The organism is Streptomyces qinglanensis (assembly GCF_900111245.1).
Taxonomy (GTDB): Bacteria; Actinomycetota; Actinomycetes; order Streptomycetales; family Streptomycetaceae; genus Streptomyces; species Streptomyces qinglanensis.
In genome coordinates, this window is sequence record NZ_FOGO01000003.1 from 567615 (window position 1) to 591385 (window position 23771).

Genomic DNA, 23771 nt, shown 5'->3' on the forward strand with positions numbered 1-23771 from the left:
TGTGCGGGCCCGCCGCGGCCTCAGCGCACCCCGGTCCCGGGGTGCCGGGGCCGCGGGGCACGTTCCGGCAGCGGCACATAGGTGTCGACGGCATCCAGCAGCGCCTCGATCGAGCCCGTCCAGCGCGGATCGCCGTCGAGCGCGCGGCGGGCCGAGACCCGGACGGCCGGGAGGTTCTCCGCGGCGAAGCCGTGCGCCGCCAGCAGGGTCCGCACCTGGCGCTCGACCCGTTCGCTCAGCCCGTCGCTGCCCGCGTCGGCCATGGTGAGGGCGACGACCAGATGGGCGAGCCCACCGCGGCGCGCGAGCGCGAGCTGCTCGGCGGTGCCCGGACGCACACCCTCGCGCACGGAGACGACGAGCAGCGCGCCGTCCAGACCGGAGCGGGCCCCGCAGTCGCCCGCCCGCACCCGGACGGCCGGACCACCGCCGGGCCGCGGACCGGTGCCGGGTTCCGGGCGCAGGGCCGGGTCCAGCACGGTGTAGCGCCGGGTGCCGGTGGTGTACCGGAAGCATCGGAGGCGCTGCCCGCGCGCGGCCGGATGTCCGTCCGGGCGCCCGGCGGTCGCGGGCCCCGGCTCCGGGCCCGGCTCCGGACTGCGGGGTGCCGCTCCGGTCCCGTGGGCGGCCAGCGCCGCGGCCAGGGTGGTCTTGCCGTGCCCGGAATGGCCCAGCGTGCCGAGGGTGAGGTGGGGGACGGGGAACGGGGCGGTGCGCGGGTGGCTGAGGCCGGACATGGGTGCCCTCCTGGACCGGTACGGACGAGTCGGGACCCCGGGAAGCAGCCGACCCTCCCCTGTGGGGTCCTCGGCCGGTCCGGGAGGGTCAGCGTCGGCGCGGACGGCCGCCGGGCGGAACGGAGTGGACGTGCGCGCCCGCCGTCGGCAGGAGGGCAGCCCGCGCGGCGGCCGCCGCCGCGGCCGGAGCACAGAGAAGGGGCAGCCCGAGCACCCCGAGATCATCGCCCGTTCAACCACCGCCCGTCGAACGGATTTCGGCTGCCGCCGCGCTGCGCCGTTCCGGCCCTGGTGGAAGCGGACATGGCCAGCCGGAGAACAGCGCTGCGGAACGGTGCCTTTCGGGCATTCCGCTCGGCTTCGCACGGCGGGGGAACCGATTCGTCGGTTACGCTCCCAGCGTGCCCGTCCCCGCCACGCAGCCAGACGGACTCCCCGGCCGTCTCACCAGGACGCTGCTCTCGCCATGGTCCCGCCTCGCCCTGCTCGTCGCACTGCTGTGCGGAGCCGCGGCGGCGATGCTGCTGTACGAGCCCCAGCGCCTGCTCGCCCAGGGCTGGCCCCCCGAGATCGCCGGAGGCGCGGCCGTCGCCCTCTTCGGCGCCGCCTACGGGGTGTGCACAGCGGCCTTCGTCCCGCGCCCCGTGCTCAACGTCGCGGCCGGTGTGCTCTTCGGCGCGGAGGCGGGCACCTTCTCCGCGACGGCCGGCACGGTGATCGGCGCGGGCATCGCCTTCGGGCTGGGCCGGATGCTCGGCCAGGACGCCCTGCGCACCCTGCTGCGGGGCCGCTGGCTGTCGTCCGCCGACCGGCAGTTGAGCCGGCACGGCTTCCGCTCCATGCTGATCATCCGACTACTGCCGGGCGTACCGTTCGCGGCCTCGAACTACGGTGCGGCCGTCTCCCGGATGCGCTGGCTCGCCTTCCTGAGCGCGACCGCGCTCGGCTCGGTACCCAACACCGCGGCCTATGTCATCGCCGGGAGCAGCGCCGCGACTCCGACCTCGCCCGTGTTCCTGGCCTCGTTCGCCTTCATCACGCTCTCCGGGCTGGCGGGCGGCGTGATCGCCTGGCGCAAGCGCGCCCAGTTGCGGGGTACCGCTCCGAGCGAGGACACGGCCCCCGGGCCCGCTCTCCCGTCCGAGACCCGCACCCCCGCCGCCGCTCCGGCGCCGGTCCCCCACCCGTGACCCCGACTACCGACTACCACAGGGACGAGCTCCGCAGCAGATGTCTTGGTTTGAATCCTTCGTCCTCGGACTCGTCCAGGGACTGACCGAGTTCCTCCCGATCTCCTCCAGCGCCCACCTGCGGCTGGTCGCGGCCTTCGCGGGCTGGCAGGACCCCGGCGCAGCCTTCACCGCCGTCACCCAGATCGGCACCGAGACCGCCGTCCTGATCTTCTTCCGGAAGGACATCGGCCGGATTCTCGCGGCCTGGTTCCGCTCCCTCTACAGCCCGGCGGCCCGCAGCGACCACAACGCGAAGACGGGCTGGCTCGTCATCGTGGGCTCCATTCCGATCGGAGTGCTGGGGCTGACCTTCAAGGACCAGATCGAGGGCCCGTTCCGCGACCTGCGGCTGATCGCGTCGACGCTGGTGGGCCTCGGCATCGTGCTGGGCATCGCCGACCGGATGGCGGCCCGCGACAGCAAGGGCGGCCGCCACCGGGCACGGCGGGAGCGGAAATCCCTGGAACAGCTCAACGTGCGCGACGGCCTGCTCTACGGCTGTGCGCAGGCGCTGGCGCTGGTACCCGGAGTGTCCCGGTCCGGCGCCACCATCAGCGGCGGGCTGTTCATGGGCTACCGCCGCGAGGCGGCGGCCCGCTACTCCTTCCTGCTGGCCGTGCCCGCGGTCCTGGCCTCCGGGCTGTTCGAACTGGCGGACATCGGCGACGGCCACGTCTCCTGGGGACCGACCCTCTTCGCGACCGCGCTGGCGTTCGTGGTCGCCTACGGCGTCATCGCATGGTTCATGCGCTTCATCTCCACCCGCAGCTTCATGCCGTTCGTCATCTACCGGATCCTGCTCGGAGTGGCCCTCTTCGCCCTGATGGCGGCGGGTGTCCTCAGCCCGCACGCGGGGCAGTCGGTGGGCTGAGCGACCCACGGCACCGGACGCCCGCCGCCCGCCGCCCGCGCCCCGGACTCCCAGGCGTGAACGAGACAGCTCGGCGACTCCCCGAGTGCCCGTCGGTTCAGCGGCGGCGCCGCTGCCGCTCCTGCGCCCGCCTGCGCCGGAGAACCAGCAGATCGACAGCCGCGATCAGCGCCAACGCGGCGCACAGCGCCGCCAGCACGGTCAGCACCCGGTCGCTGGGGGTGCTGTGGCTGTCCGAGGCCGCGGCCCACCAGGCGAACAGCGCGGCGGCCGCGGCGAAGAACGGCACTCCGACGGACGACAGCAGTGTGCGCAGCCACAGATCGCTGCGCGCGGTCACCGGTTCCGTGCCGGAGCGGGAACGCCGGTGACGGCGGTCGTCGTTCCGGTCGGGCCCGGGCTGCGGTGGCTGGGACACGGGAGCTGCCTTTCGCCGGTGTGCCCCCATGATTCCCGTCGCGCCGCGGATTCCCCGTGCAGACGCGCCAGGAGCCACCGGTCACAGCCCGGGGAGCACGTCCTGGTCGACCTCGCGCCGTGGCGGTTCGGGAGCGGTGCGCAGGGACAGCTTGTGACGGCAGTCGGGCCCCAGGCCCCAGAGCCGGGAGGCGCGGTCGCGCAGCGGCTGCCCGCACATCCGGCACAGCACCCGTCGTCCCCCGACCGGCCGGCTGTCGGGGAGCGCCACCGCCTCGGCGCGTGCGCCGCGCTCCCCTCCGCCGCCGTGCGGCTCCTCTTCAGCGGCCATCCGCGGCCCCCTTCCGCTCCGTCCGGGCGGTTCCCCGTCGGTCCGCACCGTACCAACGCACCCACCCGTGCGGAGCAGGCCGAAATGCGGGGGCCGGCCGGCGCGTCCACGGTGGGCGTGGAGACACCAGCCACTCTCTCGGGAGAGCACATGCGAATCCGTACCGCCCTCGTGGTCGGCGCGCGCTCGGCGCCACCGCGCTGCTCGGCTCCACGCGAACCGCCGTCACCGGCGACGATCCGGTGGTGGGAATGACCGGTACGTCGCCCGGCATCCTCGTCGGCGACGACGTCCAGTACCCGTGGAGCCGGGGCACACGTCTGCGGCAGTTCGCCGTGAGCCCCGCGGCGCAGAACCACTGCGCGAACCACCTCCAGGTCCCATCCGAGCAGCATCAGCACGTCGGCCGACGGAACCCCGCCCCCGCACCGCGGAGGCGGGGTTCCGTCGGTTCGCGGGGAGCGATCCCCCCGCGGACAGGTTGTGCCGTCGGGGAACCGGACTGCCACACTTGCGGCATGGACAACTTCTACCGCGGTCCCGCGACCCTGCTGACCGGGGCTGCCGAGGTTCCCGTCGACGTAGCGCTGTTCACGGAGACCACCGGCCCCGGGACCGCGTGGTCCGGCACCATGAGACCCGAGGGCGACCAGCGGCTGTGGACCGAACTGGAGGGCGACACGGCCCGGCTGCGGCTGGCCGACGGCCGCGTCTGCCGGGTCACCGTACTCGGCAGCGGGTTCGGTCCGGTCGAGGTCGCGGGCGAGGGCCCGTTCCCCGCGGAGCCCTGACGCACAGCCTTGCGCGCCCCCGCCGGTGGCACCGCACCGCGCGACCGGTCCGGGCGCTGCGGCACAGGCGGCGGTCCGGTGCCGCAGACGGCGGCCCGACCGGCCCGGCCTGTACGCCGTTCAGCGGGGCCGGGCACCGCCCGACCGGGCCGGCTCCGGCACACCCGGCGTCCACCTGGAGATATCACCTGACAGGGGGAGACAGGGCCGCGCCGTACTCCGCTGGCGGTACATCAAGACGGTGCCGGCAGGTGACGACAGGCCGTCAGGGATACGGAACCGTGGAGGGCATGAACGCGATGCCCGACCGGTGCTGCACGGAGCGGATATGAGCGCGCTGACGATGGCGGTGCTGCTCTCGCTGGTATCCGCGGTGAGCTACGCACTGGCCGCGATCGTGCAGGAGAGGATCGCCACCTCGACCGAGCCGAGCCGATGGAGGCTGCTGCGGTCCGGGATGTGGTGGACCGCCGTGGCCCTGCAGGGAGTGGGAGCGCTGCTGCACGTGGCGGCGCTCGCCCAGGGGCCGCTGACCGTCGTTCAGCCGCTGGGTGTCCTCACCCTCGTGCTCGCCGCTCCGCTGGCGGCGCTCCTGGGGCGGCGGCCGGTGACTCCCTCGGCATGGCGGGGCATCGTCCTGGTCTCGGCCGGTCTGGCCGGCATTCTGCTGCTGACCGGGGACACGGGTGTGGGTTCCCTCGACAGCGGCGGCCAGTTCCTCCTCGCGGGCTGCGTCCTGGGCCTCGTCGCGTTGCTGGCGGGCACGGCGGCAGTGGTACGGCGTACGGTGCACGGCCGCCCCGGGGCACGCCTCGGCGCCCTGCGGAGCATGGCACTGGCGCTGGCCGCCGGGGTGGCGTACGGCGCCGCTTCGGTCTTCGTCAAGTCGCTCGCCGAGGGCTGGGCCTCGGCTCCGCTCTCCGTCACCGTGCCGCTCGCGGGTCTGACAGTGGTGCTGGCGGCCACCGGGCTGGCGAGTTCGCAGGCGTCCTACCGGGACGGCGGGCTGGCGACACCGCTGGCGACCGCCACCGTGGCGAACCCGGTGGTCGCCGCTGCGGCCGGGATACTGCTGCTGGAGGAGAGCTTCCGGTACGGCGCGACCGGCACGGTGCTGGCACTGGCCGCCGGTGCGCTGACCACCTGGGGGCTGGTCGTCCTGACGTCCGACAGCGCGCGCCAGGCACGCGTGGAGGGGACCGGACAGCCCCGCCGCCCGTCCGGGCCGGGGCGGGCCGACCGACCGGAGCGCGGCCCGGCAGCGGAGTCCGCGATGGTGCGGACGTCCGAGGCGGAGGTGCACACCCTGGTACCCGGCCCGCGCACCTCGCAGGCCCGCCGGCCGGTGGCCGCGCCGTGACCCCGTCCGCGCCGTGACCGGCGGCGACAGCGGCGGAGCGGTGCAGGTACACGGCGGCCGTCCGCGCCCCGGCAGCCCGTAGGAACGTCCGCCCGTAGGAACGGTCCGCGGCCCGGCGGCGCGACGGGGCACGCCGCGCCCGCTCCGGCACGCCCCTCGCCACGGCGCGCGCCCTCCCGCACACTGGTGATCGGACCACCGGACGAAGGAGGGCGCCCATGCCGCCGTGGCCGGCGTCCCGCTGGGCCCGTCGGGTGCTGCCGCCGGTGGCGGGCGCGCTGCCGGTGCTGGCGTTCCCCGCGCCCGCGCTGTGGTGGCTGGCCTACGTGGCGCTGGTGCCGTGGCTGCTGCTGCTGCGGGCCGCGCCGTCGGGCCGCGCCGCCGCGCTCGCGGGGTGGTCGGGCGGTACGGGGTTCATGCTGGCGATGCACCACTGGCTGATGCCGAGCCTGCATGTGTTCATCGTCGTCCTGGCCGCGCTGCTGGGCCTGTTGTGGCTGCCGTGGGGCTGGCTGGTGCACCGGCTGCTGGGCGGCGCTCCCGGCGCCGGCCGGCTGGCGGCGGCCGTGGTGCTGGTCCCGTCGGGCTGGCTGCTGGCGGAAGTGGTCAGGTCCTGGGAGTACCTGGGCGGTCCGTGGGGGCTGCTGGGCGCGAGCCAGTGGGAGGTGCGGCCCGCTCTGCGGCTGGCCTCCGTGGGCGGCGTGTGGCTGGTGAGTTTCCTGGTGGTGGCCGTGAACACCGCGCTGGTCGCGCTGACCGCGCTGCCGCGTGCCCGGACGGCAGCGCTGTTCGCGCTGGTGTCCGTCGCCACCGCCACCGGGGCCGCCTGGGCGTGGGCGCCCCGGCCCGAGCCGGCGGGGCACACCCGGATCGCCGTCGTGCAGATCGGGGAGACGCAGTCGCGGCAGGAACGGTTCGCGCGGGGCGAGGAGCTGACCCGTCGGCTGGCCGGCCGCGACCCGGACCTGGTCGTGTGGGGGGAGAGCAGTGTCGGCTACGACCTGGCCGACCGTCCCGCGCTGGTGCACAGGCTGTCCGCGCTCTCCCGGCTGACGGGGGCTCCGCTGCTGGTGAACGTCGACGCACAGCGCAGCGATCGGCCGGGGATCTACAAGAGTTCGGTGCTCGTCGACGAACGGGGGCTCACCGGGCAGCGCTACGACAAGATGCGGCTGGTGCCCTTCGGCGAGTACGTCCCGGCCCGGTCGGTGCTCGGCTGGGCGACGTCGGTGGGCCGCGCGGCGGGCGAGGACCGCAGGCGCGGCCAGGAACCGGTGGTGATGCGGACGCACGGACTGCGGTTCGGCCCGCTGATCTGTTTCGAGACGGCCTTCCCCGACATGAGCAGGCAACTGGTCGCCGAGGGCGCCCGGATGGTGGTGGCACAGTCCTCGACCTCCTCCTTCCAGCACAGTTGGGCGCCGGAGCAGCACGCGTCGCTGGCGGCGCTGCGGGCGGCCGAGTCGGGGCGCCCCGTGGTGCACGCGACGCTCACCGGGGTGAGTGCGCTGTACGGCCCCGGCGGCGAGCGGGTGGGGGCTCCGATGGCCACCGGTATCAGCGCGGCGCGGCTCACCGAGGTGCCGTCGGCCTCGGGGACGACCCTCTATGTGCGCTTCGGCGACTGGACGGTGCGGCTCGCGCTGACCGCGCTGGCGGCCTACGGCGTGGTGGAGGGCGCGCGTGCGGCACGCGCGCGGGGGGCGCGGGGGCACTCACAGCTCAGTGCGACTGCTCCAGCACGTCGTTGACGACGCGTTCGCACAGCTCGTGGGTGCGCAGGGCGTCCTGCGCACCCAGGGTCCGGCCGTCCCGCACGGCGTCGAGGAAGGCGAGCACGCACTGCTCGATGCCGCGCTGCCGGGCGACGGGCACCCAGTCACCGCGGCGACGGATGCTGGGCTGGCCCTTGTGGTCGACGACCTCCGCCAGGTCGCGCACCTCGCGCTTGGCGTCCTGGCCGGAGACCTCCAGGACCTCCTGGGCCGAGCCGGAGAGCCGGTTCATGGCGCCGAGCGCGGTGAAGCCGTCACCCGCGAGTTGGAGCACGACGTGGTGCAGCAGTCCGTCGCGGACCCGGGCCCGTACGTCGATGCGGTCCGGTTCGCCGGGAGCCAGGAAGCGCAGCGTGTCGACGACGTGGATGAAGTCGTCGAGCACCGTGCGGCGGGGGTCCTCGGGCAGGCCCACCCGGTGCTTCTGCAGGAGGATCAGCTCCCGCGGGTGCTCCAGGCACTGCGCGTACCCGGGGGCGTGCCGCCGGTTGAAGCCCACCGCGAGACCGGTGCCGCGGCGCTCGGCCAGCTCCACCAGGGCGCGTGAGGTGGCGAGCTCGTAGGCGAGGGGCTTGTCGACGAAGGTGGGCACGCCGGCCTCCAGCAGCCGCCCGACCAGCTCCGGGTGTGCGCTGGTGGCGGCGTGCACGAACGCCGCGTCCGGCCGTGCGGCCAGCAGTTCGTCCAGGCCGGTGTGGCGGTGCGCGGCCGGGACCCGGTGGGCGTCCCCGACGGCGGCCAGCGTGGCCGGGGTGCGGGTGACCAGATGCGGTTCCAGGCCCGGCTGGGCCATGAGTACCGGCAGGTACGCCTTCCTGGCGATGTCGCCGAGTCCGATCACGCCGATCCGCACGGGCTCTCCCTCGCTACTGCGCTGCTGACTGTGACTGGGCAGCATACGTGCGAGGCGGTGGGCTCCAGTCGGCGATCCCCGCGAAGGCGCGGAGCGCGGCAGCGGGAGCGAGGCGGTCGAGGGCGACGAGTGCCGCGTCGCGCAGCAGGCAGCTCGCGGCACCGGTCAGGGTCGTCGCACGGCTCGCGCGCGCTGAGCGCCGCACGACCTCGGTCGTGCGGGGCAGCCGGTGCCGGGTGTAGCGGGCCGGTGCCTCGGCGGGGTCGCCCGCCGGGTCGGCGCACCGGGCCAGGACGGCGGCGTCCTCCAGGGCCTGGTTGCCGCCCTGCCCCAGGCCGGGGGTCATGGCGTGGGCCGCGTCGCCCAGCAGCACGACCCGCCCGGCGTGCTGGGCGGGCAGCGGATCGATCAGATGGTGGACGTCGTTGCGCAGTACGGCGCTGTCCGGCACCGCCGCGAGGAGCTGCGGGATCGGACGGTGCCAGGTGCCGTACAGCCGCAGCAGCGCGGCGCGTTCACCGTCCGGGGGCCGCTGTCCGGCGGGAGACACGGCGGCCGCGTAGACGTAGACCCTGCCGTCCGGAAGCGGCTGGGTGCCCCACAGCCGGCCCCTCCCCCAGGTCTCGTGCGGCTCGGCCTCTCCTGCGGGGCGTTCGGTGAGGAAGCGCCAGGTGGTGCAGCCCGCGTACCGCGGACCGGGGTGGGCGGGGAAGAGGACGCGGCGGGCCGGCGAGTGGATGCCGTCGGCGGCGACGACGAGATCGGCGCTGTGGGTCGCGCCGTCCGCGGTGGTCACCGAGGCGGGGCGGGTGCGGGAACCGGGGTCTGCGACGGTGGCGGCGGTCCCGGTGCGCAGTTCGACGGAGGCGGGCAGCCGGGCGCGCAGGAGGTCGACGAGGGCGGCTCGGGAGAGCAGCACCGTGGGGTCGCCGAAGCGTGCGGCTGCCCGGTCCGCGGTCGTCCGGGCGAGCCAGCGGCCCGAGGGGGCGCGCACACCTCCCTGGCCCGTCCAGGTGCGCAGGTCGCGCACGGCGTCGCCGAGGCCGATCACGTCGAGGGCGCGCAGCCCGTTGGGGGCGAGGGCGATTCCGGCGCCGACGGGCTCCAGCCGCGGGGCGCGTTCCAGGACGGTGACGGTCCAGCCGCGGTCGCCGAGCGCGGCCGCGGCCGCCAGTCCGCCGATACCGGCACCGATGACGAGAGCGTGGGACGGGCGCACGGGGCCTCCTCGATGTCGGGAACTACAGGTGTAGTGGCCGATGCCGATCGTACTACGGGTGTAGTGATCCCGGTAGATTGCCCTCATGACTGCACGTGAGGCCGCCACTCCCCGCGCCGCGCTGATCGCCGACACCGCCATCAGGCTGCTGTCGGAGCGCGGAATGCGGGGACTCACCCATCGCGCGGTGGACGAGGCGGCCGGGCTGCCGCCGGGCTCCACCTCGAACCACGCACGCACCCGGGCGGCCCTGCTGGAGGCGGCCGTGCGGCGGCTGACGGAGCTGGAGGGCTCCGTGCTGCACACCGCGGAGATGGCGGCGGCCGCCGGGGCGGACGAGGGGCCCGAGCCGCTCGCCGCCCTCGTCGCGGCCGCGCTGCACCGCCATCTGACCCGGCACCGCGCCCTGCTGGTGGCCCGCTACGAACTGGCGCTGGAGGCCACCCGCCGCCCGGAACTGCGGGCGCACTACGACAGGACCGGGCTGAGCGACTTCGCCGGGCCGCTGCGCGCACTGCTCGCCGCGGCCGGCTCCCGCGCCCCCGAGCGGCACGCGCTCTCGCTGCTGGCCTGGTGCGACGGCCTCCTCTTCAGCTGTACGGCGGGCACCTTCAGCAGCACCGTCCCCGCCGAGGAGGAGCTGCGGGAGAGCGTGCGGGAGATCCTCACCGGGATGCTGGCACCTCTCGGCTGACACGGCACGCGGCCACCGGCGCGGCGGAACCGCCCCGCAACCGGTGACGACCAGGATGGCCGCATGAGCACACACGAGGACCAGCCGGCCACCGGACTGCGGACCGCACCCCAGGAGCGGGCGGCCGGCGACGGGCAGTCCCAGGGACCGCCGGTCGGCGCGGTGAGCGGACTCCCACTGCCCCAGGGGGACGGAGCCGAGCGGCAACTGCTGGAGCAGTGGCTGGACTTCCAGCGCGCCACGCTGGCCGCCAAGTGCGCCGGGCTCAGCGACGAGCAGCTCAGGACCGCCTCGGCCCCGCCCTCCGGGCTGACGCTGCTGGGACTGGTCCGGCACCTGACCAAGGTGGAACGGCATTGGTTCCGGAGCGTGTTCGGTGAGGCCGACTCCGAGCCGCTCTACTCCTCGAAGGACGCACCGGACGGCGACTTCGCGGTGGCGGACGCGGACAGCGGAGCGCGGACGCTGGCCGTCTGGCGGCAGGAGGTCGACCGCGCCCGCAGGTCCGCGGCCGCGCGCTCCCTCGACGACACGGGAACCAGCCCGTGGCGGCCGGCCTGGACCAACTCCCTGCGGTGGATCCATCTGCACGTGATCGGCGAGTACGCGCGGCACAACGGCCACGCCGATCTGCTGCGAGAGCGCATCGACGGCAGGACCGGCTTCTGAACGCTCCCCGATCACTCCTGAGGGGGCTTCCGCACCGCGACCCGGGTGGGAAGAGTTGCCGGAGTGTCACGAATGACGAAAGCCATGGCCCTCCTGGGAGTGGCGCTCTCGACCACCACCGGGTGCGTCACCGTCCAGGGCGGTCCCGGTGAGCCCGGCGGCAAACCCGCATCCCAGCACTCCCATCCGCCCCGCGGCGGGGCCGTACCGACCCGCCGCCTGGTGCGGCCCCCGGCGAAGGAGGCGCTGTCCCAGCTGCCGCGCCGGGGAGCCGGCCCGGCCCCCTCCCCCGGTGCGCAGCCCCCGCGAAGCGGCGCACCCGGCAACCGCGAGGACGCGCACCCGCCGGGCACGGCGGGGAACCCGGGTCGGCGTCCCGCGCATCCCCGGCCCGGCGCACCGGCCCGGGACCCGGCACCGGTCATCGGCGGCGGGACGGGCCGCGGCCACGACGGCTCAGGGACACGCGAGCGGCACCGGCGCAGCAACCACCCGCCGCGTCCGGACAGCGCCGTCTGCGAGCTGGGCGAGTCCTACGGCCGCTGGGACGCGGACAGCGCGCAGGCACGCATCTGCCGCTCCCAGTACGGGCGGTGACCCCGGCTCCCCGCACGCCCCTCCCCGTACGGGCGATGACCCCCGCCCGCGGAGGCCCGTCCGGCGGAACGGGGCAGGCACCACCCCACCGGGTCCACCGGGGACGCCTGCGGCCCTCGGCCACCCGCCCGGCCGCACCCGGGAGCGCGCGCCCTCGGGCGCAGATGCCGCCACCAGCGGGAGGTATGCGCTCGGCAGGGCAGCGGAGCCGGGCGCGAGCGCCGGCACGACGCCGGAGCGCGGACGCCAGGCCCGGGAGAGTGGGCGCCAGGCCGGGGGCGCGGGCGCCAGACCGGGGAGCGCAGATGCCAGGCCCGGGAGCGCGGGCGCCCTGCGGGGCGGCAACCGCTCTCCCGGGGCCCGCTCCGCAGACGGCGCGCGCTAGGCCCGCGGGTCCAAGCCGCCGTCCGGGCCGCCGTCCGGGCCGCCGTCGTCGCCCGGGCGCCCGCCCGGAGAGGCGGCGCCGTCGGCGATCCGCTTCTCCAGGCGTTCGACAGCGGCCAGGAGGCCCTGCCGGTACGCGTCCGCGGGGAGCGCACCGAGCCTGCACCGGGCCTGCTCCAGCTCGCTCCGGGCCGCCTCCTCGTCGCCCAGTTTGACGTGGTCGGCGGCGAGGTCGAGGTACAGCGAGGGATACAGCGAGCGGACCGCCGTCCGGTGCTCGGCCCGGCCGGCACCGTCCTGCTCCAGCGCGTCGGCCGCCGCGAGGGCGCGCAGATCCCAGGCGAGCTCGTCGACCGGGTCGTCCTGGGTGTCGGCCATGTAGTGCGCAATCGTGCAGCGGTGGAACAGGTCGGCGTCCATGTCGGTTTCCGTCCACAGTGCGGCGAAGCGGTTCCGGGCCTCCTCCCGGTCACCACCACGGTGCAGCATGATCGCCTGGCCGATTCTGACCATCGTCGCGTGCTCCGCGCCCTGGGGCGCGTCCTGCTGGGGCTCCGCCACGAGGGGGCTCCTCCCGTTCGCCGAGTGCTGAGGACACGACGCTAACGGCCGTCTCGGACATTGGCGCTCACCCCGGGCGGAGCCCCGCGTGGCTCAGCTCCGACCGGGGATGCGCCAGTTGACGGGCGTGTGGCCCTGGGCCGCGAGGGCCTCGTCGATCCGGGTGAAGGGCCGGGATCCGAAGAAGCGCTTCGCCGACAGCGGTGAGGGGTGGGCGCCCTGCACCACCGCGTGCCGCTCCGTGTCGATGAGCGGCAGCTTCTTCTTCGCGTAGTTGCCCCACAGTACGAAAACCGCCGGGTCGGGTCGGTCCACGACGGCGCGGATGACCGCGTCGGTGAACTTCTCCCAGCCCTTGCCCTTGTGCGAGTTGGCCTCGCCCTCCCGCACGGTCAGCACCGCGTTGAGCAGCAGCACGCCCTGCTCGGCCCACGGCATCAGATAGCCGTTGTCGGGCACCGGGTGGCCCAGCTCGTCCTGCAGTTCCTTGTAGATGTTGCGCAGCGAGGGCGGCGTGCGGACACCCGGGCGGACCGAGAAGCACAGCCCGTGCCCCTGACCGGCGCCGTGGTACGGGTCCTGGCCGAGGACGAGCACCTTCACCTGCTCGTACGGGGTCGCGTCGAGGGCGGCGAACACCTCCTCGCGGGGCGGGTAGACCGGTCCCCGCTCCCGCTCCTCCTCGACGAACTCCGCCAGCTCCTTGAAGTAGGGCTTCTCGGTCTCCTCACCGAGGACGCCCTGCCAGGACCGGGGCAGCATTTCCTTCACGCGCTGTTACCTCCGCTGCGGTGGTGCACTTCCGTCGTGCTCACTGACCGCACCGAAGGTACCGTCCCGCACTGACAGCCCAGGACAGCCCCGGAACCGCCGCCGGAACGCCGCGGGACGGCCCCGGACTGGCCGCGGCGGCGCGCCCGCTCCGGCCCGCCGCGCCTCCCGGCGCCGCCGGGGGTGCGCCCCGGCAGCTCCCGGTGCCCGCCCACGCGCACGCCTCGCCGGGCCCCGGCAGGCTCTCCCCCGCGGGCGGCTACCAGCTCGACTTCTTGTACAGCTCCCAGACCCGCATGATGACCGAGGCGTCGATGGCCCACTCGACCCCCGCGACGTCCTTCTCGGCGGCGATGTAGACCTTGCCCTGCCACAGCGGCAGCAGCCGCACGTCGTCGGCCATCTCCCGCTGCACCTTGGCGAACGACTGGCCGGCGGCGCCGCGGTCGCTCTGCCGCCGCGAGTAGGGCAGCAGTTCCTCGGTCAGCTTCCGGTTCTTGTACGGGGTGCCCATCGCGTTCTTGTCCCCCACGAAGGGGGTGATGTAGTTGTCCGCGTCGGGGAAGTCGGCGGACCAGCCGCGGCCGAAGACCGGGTACTGCCCCTTGAGGTAGCCGTCCTGGAAGTTCTCCCAGGAACGCGACCGCAGCGTGATGTCGAACAGACCGGAGCCCTCGAGCTGCTCCTTGAGTTCGGCGAACTCCCGGCTCGTCGAGTCGCCGTACCGGTCCTCGGCGTACCAGAGGGTGAGCTGCACCTTGTCGGTGATGCCCGCGTTCCGGAGTATGGTGCGCGCCTTCCCGCGGTCGGGCTCCCCGTAGCGGTCGAGGTAGGCGTTGGTGTGCCCGGTGATGCCCGTCGGAACCATGGAGTACAGCGGGTTCGCGGTCCGGTCGTAGACCTCCCGCACCAGCTTCTTGCGGTCGACGAGCTGTGCGACGGCCCGGCGCACCGCGGGCTTGGCGGCCTGCTCGTCCTTCGGGTTGAAGACCAGGAAGTGCACCTCGGAGCCGGTGATCTCGGCCAGGTCGAAGGAGGTGTCACCCGTGGTGGCGGCTTCCTGGAACTCCAGGACCTGATCGGGGGTCAGGCCGCGGTAGGTCAGGTCTATTCGGCCGTCATTGAGGTCGCCGACCATCTTGGTGGACCGCTTGTAGTAGCGGATGGTGACCGCGTCGTTCCGGATCTTCGCGGTGCCCTTGTAGTGGGCGTTCCGGACGAGCACGGCCCGCTTGCCGGGCTCGTAGCTCTTGAGCTCGTAGGGCCCCGAGCCCGTCACCTCGTTGCCCGGCCGCAGGCTCGCGCGGGGGTAGTCGTCGGGGTCGACGAGGGAGGTGGCGGGGGTGGAGAGGATGAAGGGGAAGGTCGCGTCGGACTTCCTGAGCCGGAAGACCACCACCCGGCTGCTCTTCATCTCGACCTGCTCCAGATTGGCCAGCAGCGCGGCCGGGCCCTTCGGCGACTCGATCGAGGTGATGCGGTCGAAGGAGTGCTTCACCGCCTGGGCGTCCAGCTTCCGGCCGCTGGAGAACTTCAGCCCCTTCCGCAGCTTGCAGCGGTAGATCCGGCTTGCCGAGTCGGTGAACCCGCAGTCCTCAGCGGCCTCGGGCTCCGGAGTGGTCCCGGTGTTCGGGATGGTCATGAGGGTCTGGAAGACATTCCGGTACAGCTCCCAGGAGCCGTCCCAGGCAGCAGCCGGGTCCAGGGAGCTGGGGGCGCTTGTGGTGCCGACCACGATCTTGTGCTCCTCGCCCCCGTCGCCCCCGGAGAGCGCGCTGCACCCCGCCAGGAGTACGAGGGAGAGTATGGTCGCTGCGACTTTCAGCAGCCCATTCCGGTCGAACACGTGCGCGCTCCTCAGTCGGCGGTGCCTTACCTCTGGTGCGGTGCCCACGGGGTGCGTCCACGCTCCGTAGACGTCACCCGACTACGGGAAAACGTTTGGACATTACCCCAGCCACAGCCGTGACGGAGCAGAACGAACTGTCCGGGTGCCGGGACTTGGAGTCCGACACCCGGACATACGAGCCATAGGCCGCTCGGTGCGCGAAACCGCTGCACCTGTCCGACGTCCGCACGGGCGCGCCTATTGTGCTATTCGACACCCGCGTTGAGGAAGAGACCGCCGTCCACCGTCAGCGTCTGCCCGGTGATCCAGGCCGCCTCGCCGGAGGTGAGGAACGCCGCGGCGCCGGCCACGTCCGAGGGCGCCCCGAGCCTGCCCATCGGATAGCGGGCGGCTGCCTCCTCCTCGCGTCCCTCGTAGAGCGTGGCGGCGAACTTCGTCTTGACCACGGCCGGTGCCACCGCGTTGACCCGGACCGCGGGCGCGAACTCGTGGGCGAGCTGCTGGGTCAGGTTGATCATGGCGGCCTTGCTCATCCCGTACGCGCCGATGAACGGCGAGGCCGAGAGACCCGCGATCGAGGCGACATTGACGATCGCGCCGCCGTGCTCCTGCTGCCATGCGGCCCAGGTGCGCTGCGCGAAGCCGAGAGCCGAGATCACGTTGGTCTCGAACACCTTGCGTGCGATACCCAGGTCCAGCTCGGCCATCGGCCCGAACACCGGGTTGGTGCCCGCGTTGTTGACCAGGTGGTCGACGCGCCCGTACGCCTCCATCACAGCGTCCACGGCGGCTGCCTGGTGCTCCAGGTCGTGCGCCTTGCCCGCGATCCCCATGGCCCGGTCGGAACCGAGCCGCTCGACCGCCTCCTCGAGCGCGTCCGCGTTCCGTCCGGTGATGCACACCCGGTCGCCGCGCGCCACGAGCGCCTCGGCGATCCCGTAGCCGATGCCCCGGCTGCCGCCGGTGACCAGGGCGACCTTCCCGCTTTCGGGCTGCCCGCCCGTGTTCTGCTCCGTCATGCGATCCGCTCCTCGCCGGCCGTCAGTTGAGGGGTCCGCCGGCGACGTACAGCACCTGGCCGGAGACGAAGCCGGCCTTCTCGTCGGCGAAGAAGGCGACGGCGTTGGCGATGTCGGCGGGCTCCCCCACGCGCTGGACCGGGATCTGGCCGGCCGCCGCGGTCTTGAAGTCCTCGAAGCCCATGCCCACGCGCTCCGCGGTGGCGGCGGTCATGTCCGTCGCGATGAAGCCGGGGGCCACCGCGTTCGCCGTGATGCCGAACTTGCCCAGTTCCTTGGCGAGGGTCTTGGTGAAGCCCTGCATACCTGCCTTGGCCGCGGCGTAGTTGACCTGGCCGCGGTTGCCCAGCGCGGAGGACGAGGAGAGGTTGACGATGCGCCCGTACCCGGCGTCCACCATGGACTTCTGGCAGGCGCGGGACATCAGGAAGGCGCCGCGCAGATGCACGTTCATGACCGTGTCCCAGTCGTTGTCGCTCATCTTGAACAGCAGGTTGTCGCGCAGCACTCCGGCGTTGTTCACCAGGACGACGGGGGCCCCGAGCTCCTCGGAGACGCGGGCGACCGCGGCCTCGACCTGTCCGGAGTCCGAGACGTCGCAGCCGACGGCGAGCGCCTTGCCGCCCTGCTGGGTGATCTGCTCGACGGTCGGGGCGCAGGCGGCCTCGTCGAGGTCGAGGACGGCGACGGCGTGGCCCCCCTCCGCGAGGCGGACGGCCGTGGCCGCGCCGATCCCTCGGGCGGCGCCCGTCACGATCGCGACTCGCTGCTCGGTGCTGGACATGCTGGTGTCTCCTCGGGCCTGAATGGGTGAGCAACCGCTTAGTACCTCTGGCAGTCGTGACGCTATGAGGCACGACAGGCCCTGTCAACGGCGCCCGGTGCGGGAGCGGCACACGGTGCCGCCCCCGCACCCGGCTCAGCGCACCAGCAGATCCAGCAGACGCTCGCTCTCGGCCTCCGGATCGGCGGTCAGACCGGTGTGCACCGGGCCGGGCTGGACGACCGTGCTGCGCGGTGCCACCAGCCACCGGAAGCGCCGTCCCACGTCGTCCCCGGCCGCCTGCCCGGCCCGGGCGCCGCCGCCGCACACGCACTCCACGGCGTGCAGCGCCGCGCGCACGCCGCGTACGTCGGCACACGGGTCGAGGGCGAACAGCCGGTCCTCGTCCAGGTGCGTGCGGGCAGACAGATAGGAGCGTGCGCGGCAGTAGACCAGCACACCGGCGTTGATCAGCTCACCGCGCTCGATGTGGGGAACGACACGCAGCAGGGCGTACTCGAACACGTCGAGATCGGCGCGCGCGTCCGGTTCCGCAGGCATCCGCTTCACTTGGCATCGCCGCCCTTCCCGGTGAGCCACCCCGGCGCTTGCGAGGGTCCGTCCTTGCTCGGCTCGCCGAGCGTGATCCGCTCATGGATCGTACGGGCGCGGGAGGCCAGGACCTCGGTGTACGCGGCGCGCACCGCGTCCGGACCGGCGAATCCCGGCTCGTCCGCGAGCCACTCGTCGGGGATCTCCGCGGCGCACTCGGACAGCAGTTCCTCGGTGACACGGGGAGCCAGCTCGGCCGCGGCCTCCTCGGTCCGCGGCGCGAAAGGGGCCAACGCGTGGTCGGAGGCGTCGTAGGGGCGTTCGGCGGCCGCCCGCGCGGTGGGCCAGTTGTGGTGGAAGACCAGCGTCGCGCCATGGTCGATCAGCCACAGATCGCCGTGCCACACCAGCATGTTGGGGTTGCGCCAGGAGCGGTCGACGTTGCCCACGAGCGCATCGAACCACACCACCCGCCCGGCTTCCTCGGAGCTCACCTGGTAGGCGAGCGGATCGAAGCCGAGCGAGCCGGGCAGGAAGTCCATCCCCAGGTTGAGGCCGCCGCTCCCCTTGAGCAGCGCCTGCACTTCCTCGTCCGGCTCGGACAGCCCGATCACCGGGTCCAGCCACGCCCGCACCAGTGCGGGCACCCGCAGCCCGAGCCGCAGCGCGAGCCGGCCGCACAGCACTTCGGCCACCAGCGTCTTGCGGCCCTGACCGGCTCCGACGAACTTCATGACATAGGTACCCAGATCGTCGGCCTCGACGAGCCCGGGGAGCGAACCGCCCTCTCTCAGAGGCGTGACGTAGCGCGTGGCGGTGACTTCGGGGAGCATTTCGCCAGGCTATACGCCCGCCCATTCCTCGGGACCGACAGCGGCCGGCCCCTCCCGGGCCGGCGGCCTGCCCCGGCCACCCCGAGGAGCCGCACCCGTGCGGCGGCTGGTGACCGGTGCGGCGGCAGCGTCGCTTCCGCGCCCGCAGGCGGCATCCCGGTGGTTGCGCCGGTGCCGCGTGCTCTCCGCACTCCCGCGCCGTCGGGGCCTGGCCCGGGCCCCGCGCCGACACGCGTACCGACCGCCGGACCAGGCCCGCTCCGCGCTGTTCAGAAGCGGTGCCGGCCGTGCCGGAGAGGTTCCGTGGGCTCGGCTGCGGTGTCCGGTGCGGCCGGTGAGCGCCCGGAGGCCCCCTCGGAGCGCTCGGGACGCTCGCCCTGCGGGTCCCCTCCGGTGGGCTCGGCTCCGGCAGCCAGCTCGTCGAGCCGCGCGGTCAGGAAGTGCACGACCTGTGTCCGGTTCGCATGGGCCCGCTCGTGGTCGAGAAGCCGCTGCACGTCCTCGGGAGCCAACGGCCGGATGCGGTGTTCGACAGCGCCCGCGGGAAGCTGGTCGAAGTCCGGCAGGGGCAGGGGCTTGTCCTGAGAAGCTGACATGGGGTGCGCTACCTCCGGGCGGGAGACGGTTCCTCCTCCGAGTCTCCCGACAGATCCGGCGTCCCGCAGCGCGGGAGCGGCGCTCGGTGCGATTCCGGGCCAGCAGCACGCGCCGGTGACCGGCCGCCGGGGGGCCCGGGGGAGGCCGGGACGGCGGCGCAGCCGCGGCCGGCACCCCGGCCTCCCCCGGGACCGGACTCAGACCGCAGCAGGTGAGCCGTGTGCGCGCGCCCGCCGGGTGCCGCGCTTCCGCTCCGCGACGTGGTCCTCCAGCATGCGGTCCGCTGCTGCGAGGGCCTCGGCGAGGGACCGGGTGTCCGTGGTCACGCAGAGGGTGTACGCGAGGTCCTCCACGGCTTCGCGGGTCTCCGGAGCGGGAGCGGTCTCGTGCTGTGCGCAGGCGTCGGCGTAGCGGGCGAGGAGGAGCCGGAGCGTCTTCTCCGCTGGGTGCAGCACAGGGGGTTCCTTTCCGGGAGCAGGCGGCCCGGGCCCGGGCACCGGTTCCGGAGTCCTCACGGGTGAAGTCCGCGGTGGCCGGACGCACGCGCCATGGGCCATGCCGTGCCGTTTCCGACGGCATTCGACTGCCGCGGGTACCCGGAGTCCCATCCGCCACACCAACAGTTCTGCGCCGCGCGGACGACGCCGCGGGGGGCCGGAGGCCGGCCTCCGGCCCCGCGCGCACGACGGCCTGCGCCTCCTCGCCTCCTGGGCCGCCGACCGGAATCTCCCCGCGTCCAGCGCAGCGTCCTGACGGAAGAGCCGTGCCGGCCGGCGCCCGCAGCACGCGGGGGCGGCGCCCGGCACGGGCAGGGCCCGACGCCGGGGCGCCCGGGTGGGGCTCAGCGCGCGTCCGGCGGGGCTGAAGGGGACGCTGAAGGGGACGAGGACCCGCGGGGCGGTCTACCCAGGCGGGGGGATCTGCCTCTAGGCTGGCGGCGCAGCTGGTTCGTCCCGTCCGCCAGGCGGGATGTCGCAAGAGGGAACCCGGTGGAAGTCCGGGACTGCCCCGCAGCGGTGAGCGGGAACGACCGCCGTCACACGCACTGGACCCGACGGTCCGGGAAGCGACGGCCAGTAGGAGCCCGCCGGGAGACCGGCAGGCGCGCCCGCGAGTCCGAAGACCTGCCCGTTGCCCGCGCACGCCCATGTGTGTGCGGACATTCCGGTGACCTCGAGGGCGGGTCGGCGTACATGTTCCGGTGGACGGACGCACACCGCGTTTCGGTCGCCCGCCGGTATTCCGTCACCTTCGCTCCTCGTGCTCGCCGGGACCCGACGAGACATCTCGCGAAGGAGATCTCCGTGACAGCCGAGTCCGCAGCCGCGGCAGCAGGGGCCACCGTCCACGGCTACCCCCGCCAGGGCCCGAACCGGGAACTGAAGAAGGCCATCGAGGGCTACTGGAAGGGCCGCGTCACGGCCGAAGCCCTCCAGCAGACCGCCGAGGACCTGCGCGTTGCCAACTGGCGGCAGCTCGCCGAGGCCGGCATCCACGAGGTGCCCACCGGCGACTACTCCTCCTACGACCACATGCTGGATGCCAGCGTCATGGTCGGCGCGATCCCCGAACGGCACCGCGCCGCCGTGGCGGCCGACCCGCTGGCGGGCTACTTCGCGATGGCCCGCGGCACCCAGGACGTGGCGCCGCTGGAGATGACCAAGTGGTTCGACACGAACTACCACTACCTCGTCCCCGAACTCGGTCCGGACACCGATTTCGCGGCCGACGCGGCCAAGCAGGTCGCCGAGTTGAAGGAAGCCCTCGCACTGGGGTTGGCGGCCCGGCCCGTACTCGTGGGTCCGGTCACCTACCTCCTGCTGGCCAAGCCCGCCCCCGGCGTCGCCGCGGACTTCCAGCCGCTGAGCCTGCTGGAGCGGCTCCTGCCCGTCTACGCCGAGATCCTCGCCGACCTCCGTGCCGCGGGCGCCGAATGGGTCCAGTTGGACGAGCCCGCGCTGGTCCAGGACCGCGCTCCCGACGAACTGGCCGCCGCGGAGCGGGCCTACCGCGAGCTCGGCGGACTCACCGACCGGCCGAAGCTGCTGGTCGCCTCCTACTTCGACCGGCTCGGCGACGCCCTGCCGATGCTGGCCCGGAGCCCCGTCGACGGCCTCGCGCTCGACTTCACCGAGGCGGCGGCGGCCAACCTGGACGCGCTGGCCGCCGCCGGCGGCCTGCCGGGGAAGCGGCTGGTGGCCGGCGTCGTCAACGGCCGCAACATCTGGATCAACGACCTGGAGAAATCCCTCGCCGTGCTGGGCACGCTGCTGGGGCTCGCGGGCCGGGTGGACGTGTCGGCCTCCTGTTCGTTGCTGCATGTGCCGCTGGACGCGAGGGCCGAACGCGACATCGACCCCGAAGTGCTGCGCTGGCTCAGCTTCGCCCGGCAGAAGACAGCCGAGATCGCCACCCTCGCCAAGGGCCTGGCACAGGGCACCGACGCCATCAGCGCCGAACTGGCCGCGAACCGCGCCGACCTGGCCTCCCGCGCCGACTCCGCACTCACCCACGACCCGGTGGTACGGGCCCGGGCCGCCGCCGTCACCGAGGCGGAGACCCGCCGCTCCCCGTCCTACGCCGAGCGCGCCTCGGCCCAGCGTGCGCATCTGGGCCTGCCGCTGCTGCCGACCACCACCATCGGCTCCTTCCCGCAGACGACCGAACTGCGCACCGCCCGCGCCGACCTGCGCGCCGGGCGCATCGACGCCGACGCCTACGACGAGCGGATCAAGACCGAGATCCGCGACGTCCTGGCCTTCCAGGAGAAGGCCGGCATCGACGTGCTGGTGCACGGCGAACCCGAACGCAACGACATGGTGCAGTACTTCGCCGAACAGCTCACCGGCTACCTGGCCACCCAGCACGGCTGGGTCCAGTCCTACGGCACCCGCTACGTACGCCCCCCGATCCTGGCCGGCGACCTCTCCCGCCCCGAGCCGATGACGGTGCGCTGGACCCAGTACGCGCAGTCACTGACCCGGCGCCCCGTCAAGGGCATGCTGACCGGCCCGGTCACCATGCTCGCCTGGTCCTTCGTCCGCGACGACCAGCCCCTGGGCGACACGGCACGCCAGGTCGCCCTCGCACTCCGCGACGAGGTGGGCGATCTGGAGGCGGCCGGGACCTCGGTCATCCAGGTCGACGAACCCGCGCTGCGCGAGACCCTCCCGCTGCGCGCGGCCGACCGCGATGCCTACCTGGCCTGGGCGACCGAGGCGTTCCGCCTCACCACCGCCGGGGTACGGCCCGACACCCAGATCCACACCCACATGTGCTACGCCGAGTTCGGCGACATCGTCCAGGCCATCGACGATCTGGACGCCGACGTCATCAGCCTGGAGGCCGCCCGCTCCCACATGCAGGTCGCCCACGAGCTGGCCGAGCACGGCTACCCGCGCGAGGCCGGCCCCGGCGTCTACGACATCCACTCCCCGCGGGTGCCCGGTGCCGAAGAGGCGGCAGCTCTGCTGCGCAAGGGGCTGGAGGCCATCCCGGCCGAGCGGCTGTGGGTCAATCCCGACTGCGGCCTCAAGACCCGCGGCTGGCCGGAGACCAGGGCCTCCCTGGAGAACCTGGTCGCCGCCGCACGAACGGTCCGCGGCGCGTTGCCCGACCGGCTGTCCTGATCCGATCCGCGGGCCGGGGCGGCGACTGCGCCGCCCCGGTCCGCGGGCCCGAACCCGCCCCGGCACGCCGCGAGGAGGGGCAGGATGGTCCCGAGGCCGCCGCAACCGAGCGGAGCCGCAGGACATCAGCGCACCACCGACGAGGAGTTCCCCCATGACTGCCGAGAAGCACTCGGTCCCGCACACCGTCCGCCGGGCTCTGACGAGCGTGCCGGCACTCCTCTACCTGGCGGTGTGCGTCGCCCTGATCGGGTGGGCCGTGGCGGTCACGGCGTGGGACTCGAGCGGCGAGTCGATGGCCGGGGTGGTTCCCACGTTCGCCACCCTGCCGCTCAGCCTGATCGTCCTGGCGCTCCCGCTGCCCGACGGACCGTGGGGGTTCGTCCCGCTCCTGCTGGTGTGCGCCCTCGTGAATGCCGTGCTCATCGGCTGGTGCGCGCGCGCCCTGACGGGACGGTCCGGCTCCGCGTCCCGTTCCGGCTCCCGTAGCTGACCGGGCCGGACGTTCCGGCTCCCGTCCGACCGGCCCAGGTTCCCGCACGTCCCGGTGTCCGGCAGACCCGTACCCGGCAGAGGCAGGGTCCTGCCGCGGCCGGGCGGCCACGAGGTGCTCAGCGCTCCCAGCGCGCCCGCACCTCCGCGGCCGTGGTGACCGTGGCGACGAGGGCGAGGGTGTGCCGGAGCAGCGCGCGGGTGTAGGCGGCGGGCACTCCGGCGACGGCGTCGGCGGGGACCACGGCGGTGTACCCCAGGTTGACGGCGTCGAAGACGGCGTTGGGTATCGCCACGTTGGCCGAGACGCCGGTGATCACGAGCGTCCGCACGCCCAGGTTGCGCAGCAGGGCGTCCGCTTCCGTACCGGCGAGCGGGGAGAGGCCGTGCAGCCGCCGGAGGACGAGGTCCTGGTCCGCGACCGGGATCGGTTCGGCGACCCGTACGGCGGGCGAGCCGGTCAACTGCCGTACCGGGAGCCGCTCCGCAGCGCGGAAGAGCCGCGCGTTGCGCCCGGCTCCCCTGCCGTCGGGGCGGCGCTCGGCGACGGCGTGCAGCACCTGGACACCGGCCCGGTGCGCCACGGTCGTCAGCAGCGCGATCCGCTCCAGCGCGCCGGAGCTCCGTGCCTGGTGGGCGAGTTCGGGCAGGGCCGCGTCCTCCCCGACGACGCCCCGCTGGCATTCGACGGTCAGCAGCGCGGCGGTGGCGGGGTCGAGTTGGGCGGTGAGCCGGTCGGGCGCGGACATCCGGGCTCCCTTCCGTTCGGAGCGGC

General features: G+C 73.9%; 25 protein-coding genes and 1 riboswitch. Of the genes, 10 read left to right on the forward strand and 15 right to left on the reverse strand.

What is annotated here, in order from left to right; genetic code table 11:
• Window positions 1-20: 20 nt before the first annotated feature.
• On the reverse strand, window positions 21-737 hold the full coding sequence (locus BMX65_RS09610) for a GTP-binding protein (protein ID WP_074999736.1): 717 nt from the start codon (window positions 735-737) through the stop codon (window positions 21-23).
• Between the two features lie 401 nt (window positions 738-1138).
• On the opposite strand from BMX65_RS09610, the gene BMX65_RS09615 reads away from it, so the two are divergent.
• Together BMX65_RS09615 and BMX65_RS09620 are read left to right on the forward strand one after the other, a co-directional pair.
• Window positions 1139-1927 (forward strand): TVP38/TMEM64 family protein, encoded by a 789-nt coding sequence (locus tag BMX65_RS09615; RefSeq protein WP_074999737.1) that lies wholly within the window; start codon window positions 1139-1141, stop codon window positions 1925-1927.
• Window positions 1928-1967: 40 nt separating this feature from the next.
• The gene (locus tag BMX65_RS09620) at window positions 1968-2840 is read left to right on the forward strand and encodes an undecaprenyl-diphosphate phosphatase (protein WP_074999738.1); all 873 of its coding nucleotides are present in this window, start codon (window positions 1968-1970) and stop codon (window positions 2838-2840) included.
• 97 nt (window positions 2841-2937) lie between these two features.
• Here the strand turns inward: BMX65_RS09620 and BMX65_RS09625 are convergent, their stop codons facing one another.
• Both BMX65_RS09625 and BMX65_RS09630 read right to left on the reverse strand, forming a co-directional pair.
• Complete coding sequence (locus tag BMX65_RS09625; protein ID WP_074999739.1) at window positions 2938-3258, reverse strand: DUF6343 family protein; 321 nt, start codon at window positions 3256-3258, stop codon at window positions 2938-2940.
• A gap of 81 nt (window positions 3259-3339) precedes the next feature.
• Window positions 3340-3588 carry a DUF6011 domain-containing protein gene (locus BMX65_RS09630; RefSeq protein ID WP_177214221.1) on the reverse strand — a complete coding sequence of 83 codons (249 nt, stop codon included), beginning with the start codon at window positions 3586-3588 and terminating at the stop codon, window positions 3340-3342.
• Window positions 3589-4106: 518 nt separating this feature from the next.
• Here BMX65_RS09630 and BMX65_RS09635 point away from each other — a divergent pair.
• From BMX65_RS09635 to lnt, 3 genes are all read left to right on the forward strand, one after another.
• Entirely contained in the window at window positions 4107-4379 is a 273-nt protein-coding gene (locus BMX65_RS09635; RefSeq protein WP_074999740.1) for a hypothetical protein, read from the forward strand.
• 328 nt (window positions 4380-4707) lie between these two features.
• The gene (locus BMX65_RS09640) at window positions 4708-5739 is read left to right on the forward strand and encodes a DMT family transporter (protein WP_177214222.1); all 1032 of its coding nucleotides are present in this window, start codon (window positions 4708-4710) and stop codon (window positions 5737-5739) included.
• Between the two features lie 218 nt (window positions 5740-5957).
• On the forward strand, window positions 5958-7490 hold the full coding sequence (lnt, locus tag BMX65_RS09645; protein ID WP_074999741.1) for an apolipoprotein N-acyltransferase: 1533 nt from the start codon (window positions 5958-5960) through the stop codon (window positions 7488-7490).
• Here lnt and BMX65_RS09650 read toward each other — a convergent pair.
• Both BMX65_RS09650 and BMX65_RS09655 read right to left on the reverse strand, forming a co-directional pair.
• A complete protein-coding gene (locus BMX65_RS09650; protein ID WP_074999742.1) occupies window positions 7462-8367 on the reverse strand; it encodes a Gfo/Idh/MocA family protein in 906 nt (301 codons plus the stop codon). The two genes, lnt and BMX65_RS09650, sit on opposite strands and share 29 nt — an antisense overlap.
• Before the next feature lie 13 nt (window positions 8368-8380).
• The gene (locus BMX65_RS09655; protein WP_074999743.1) at window positions 8381-9586 is read right to left on the reverse strand and encodes an FAD-dependent monooxygenase; all 1206 of its coding nucleotides are present in this window, start codon (window positions 9584-9586) and stop codon (window positions 8381-8383) included.
• Window positions 9587-9671: 85 nt separating this feature from the next.
• Between BMX65_RS09655 and BMX65_RS09660 the strand changes: the two genes are divergently transcribed.
• The 3 genes from BMX65_RS09660 to BMX65_RS09670 all read left to right on the forward strand — a co-directional run bounded on the left by BMX65_RS09660 (window position 9672) and on the right by BMX65_RS09670 (window position 11546).
• Complete coding sequence (locus tag BMX65_RS09660; protein ID WP_074999744.1) at window positions 9672-10280, forward strand: TetR/AcrR family transcriptional regulator; 609 nt, start codon at window positions 9672-9674, stop codon at window positions 10278-10280.
• Window positions 10281-10343: 63 nt separating this feature from the next.
• Window positions 10344-10949 (forward strand): DinB family protein, encoded by a 606-nt coding sequence (locus BMX65_RS09665; protein ID WP_177214223.1) that lies wholly within the window; start codon window positions 10344-10346, stop codon window positions 10947-10949.
• 72 nt (window positions 10950-11021) lie between these two features.
• Window positions 11022-11546: a hypothetical protein gene (locus BMX65_RS09670; protein ID WP_079171786.1), complete on the forward strand. Its 525-nt coding sequence runs from the start codon at window positions 11022-11024 to the stop codon at window positions 11544-11546.
• Window positions 11547-11927: 381 nt separating this feature from the next.
• Here the strand turns inward: BMX65_RS09670 and BMX65_RS09675 are convergent, their stop codons facing one another.
• From BMX65_RS09675 to BMX65_RS09715, 9 genes are all read right to left on the reverse strand, one after another.
• On the reverse strand, window positions 11928-12491 hold the full coding sequence (locus BMX65_RS09675) for a hypothetical protein (protein WP_107437437.1): 564 nt from the start codon (window positions 12489-12491) through the stop codon (window positions 11928-11930).
• A gap of 93 nt (window positions 12492-12584) precedes the next feature.
• Window positions 12585-13253 carry a uracil-DNA glycosylase gene (locus BMX65_RS09680; protein WP_074999745.1) on the reverse strand — a complete coding sequence of 223 codons (669 nt, stop codon included), beginning with the start codon at window positions 13251-13253 and terminating at the stop codon, window positions 12585-12587.
• Window positions 13254-13521: 268 nt separating this feature from the next.
• Complete coding sequence (locus BMX65_RS09685) at window positions 13522-15108, reverse strand: ABC transporter substrate-binding protein (RefSeq protein WP_074999746.1); 1587 nt, start codon at window positions 15106-15108, stop codon at window positions 13522-13524.
• Between the two features lie 248 nt (window positions 15109-15356).
• Window positions 15357-16130, reverse strand: coding sequence for an SDR family oxidoreductase (locus BMX65_RS09690; RefSeq protein ID WP_074999747.1), 774 nt, complete (start codon window positions 16128-16130; stop codon window positions 15357-15359).
• Window positions 16131-16152: 22 nt separating this feature from the next.
• The gene (gene fabG / locus BMX65_RS09695) at window positions 16153-16914 is read right to left on the reverse strand and encodes a 3-oxoacyl-ACP reductase FabG (protein WP_074999748.1); all 762 of its coding nucleotides are present in this window, start codon (window positions 16912-16914) and stop codon (window positions 16153-16155) included.
• Between the two features lie 135 nt (window positions 16915-17049).
• On the reverse strand, window positions 17050-17454 hold the full coding sequence (locus tag BMX65_RS09700; protein ID WP_074999839.1) for a DUF3037 domain-containing protein: 405 nt from the start codon (window positions 17452-17454) through the stop codon (window positions 17050-17052).
• Window positions 17455-17459: 5 nt separating this feature from the next.
• Window positions 17460-18278: a HipA family kinase gene (locus tag BMX65_RS09705; protein ID WP_074999749.1), complete on the reverse strand. Its 819-nt coding sequence runs from the start codon at window positions 18276-18278 to the stop codon at window positions 17460-17462.
• Window positions 18279-18547: 269 nt separating this feature from the next.
• Complete coding sequence (locus tag BMX65_RS09710; RefSeq protein WP_074999750.1) at window positions 18548-18874, reverse strand: DUF8129 domain-containing protein; 327 nt, start codon at window positions 18872-18874, stop codon at window positions 18548-18550.
• A gap of 198 nt (window positions 18875-19072) precedes the next feature.
• Window positions 19073-19330 (reverse strand): DUF5133 domain-containing protein, encoded by a 258-nt coding sequence (locus tag BMX65_RS09715; protein ID WP_074999751.1) that lies wholly within the window; start codon window positions 19328-19330, stop codon window positions 19073-19075.
• Window positions 19331-19802: 472 nt separating this feature from the next.
• Window positions 19803-20021, forward strand: a riboswitch (cobalamin riboswitch).
• A gap of 158 nt (window positions 20022-20179) precedes the next feature.
• On the opposite strand from BMX65_RS09715, the gene metE reads away from it, so the two are divergent.
• Entirely contained in the window at window positions 20180-22504 is a 2325-nt protein-coding gene (gene metE / locus BMX65_RS09720; RefSeq protein ID WP_074999752.1) for a 5-methyltetrahydropteroyltriglutamate--homocysteine S-methyltransferase, read from the forward strand.
• Window positions 22505-22658: 154 nt separating this feature from the next.
• Window positions 22659-22997: an SCO4225 family membrane protein gene (locus BMX65_RS09725; protein WP_074999753.1), complete on the forward strand. Its 339-nt coding sequence runs from the start codon at window positions 22659-22661 to the stop codon at window positions 22995-22997.
• 118 nt (window positions 22998-23115) lie between these two features.
• Here the strand turns inward: BMX65_RS09725 and BMX65_RS09730 are convergent, their stop codons facing one another.
• Window positions 23116-23745, reverse strand: coding sequence for a cysteine hydrolase family protein (locus BMX65_RS09730; protein ID WP_074999754.1), 630 nt, complete (start codon window positions 23743-23745; stop codon window positions 23116-23118).
• Window positions 23746-23771 lie beyond the last annotated feature (26 nt).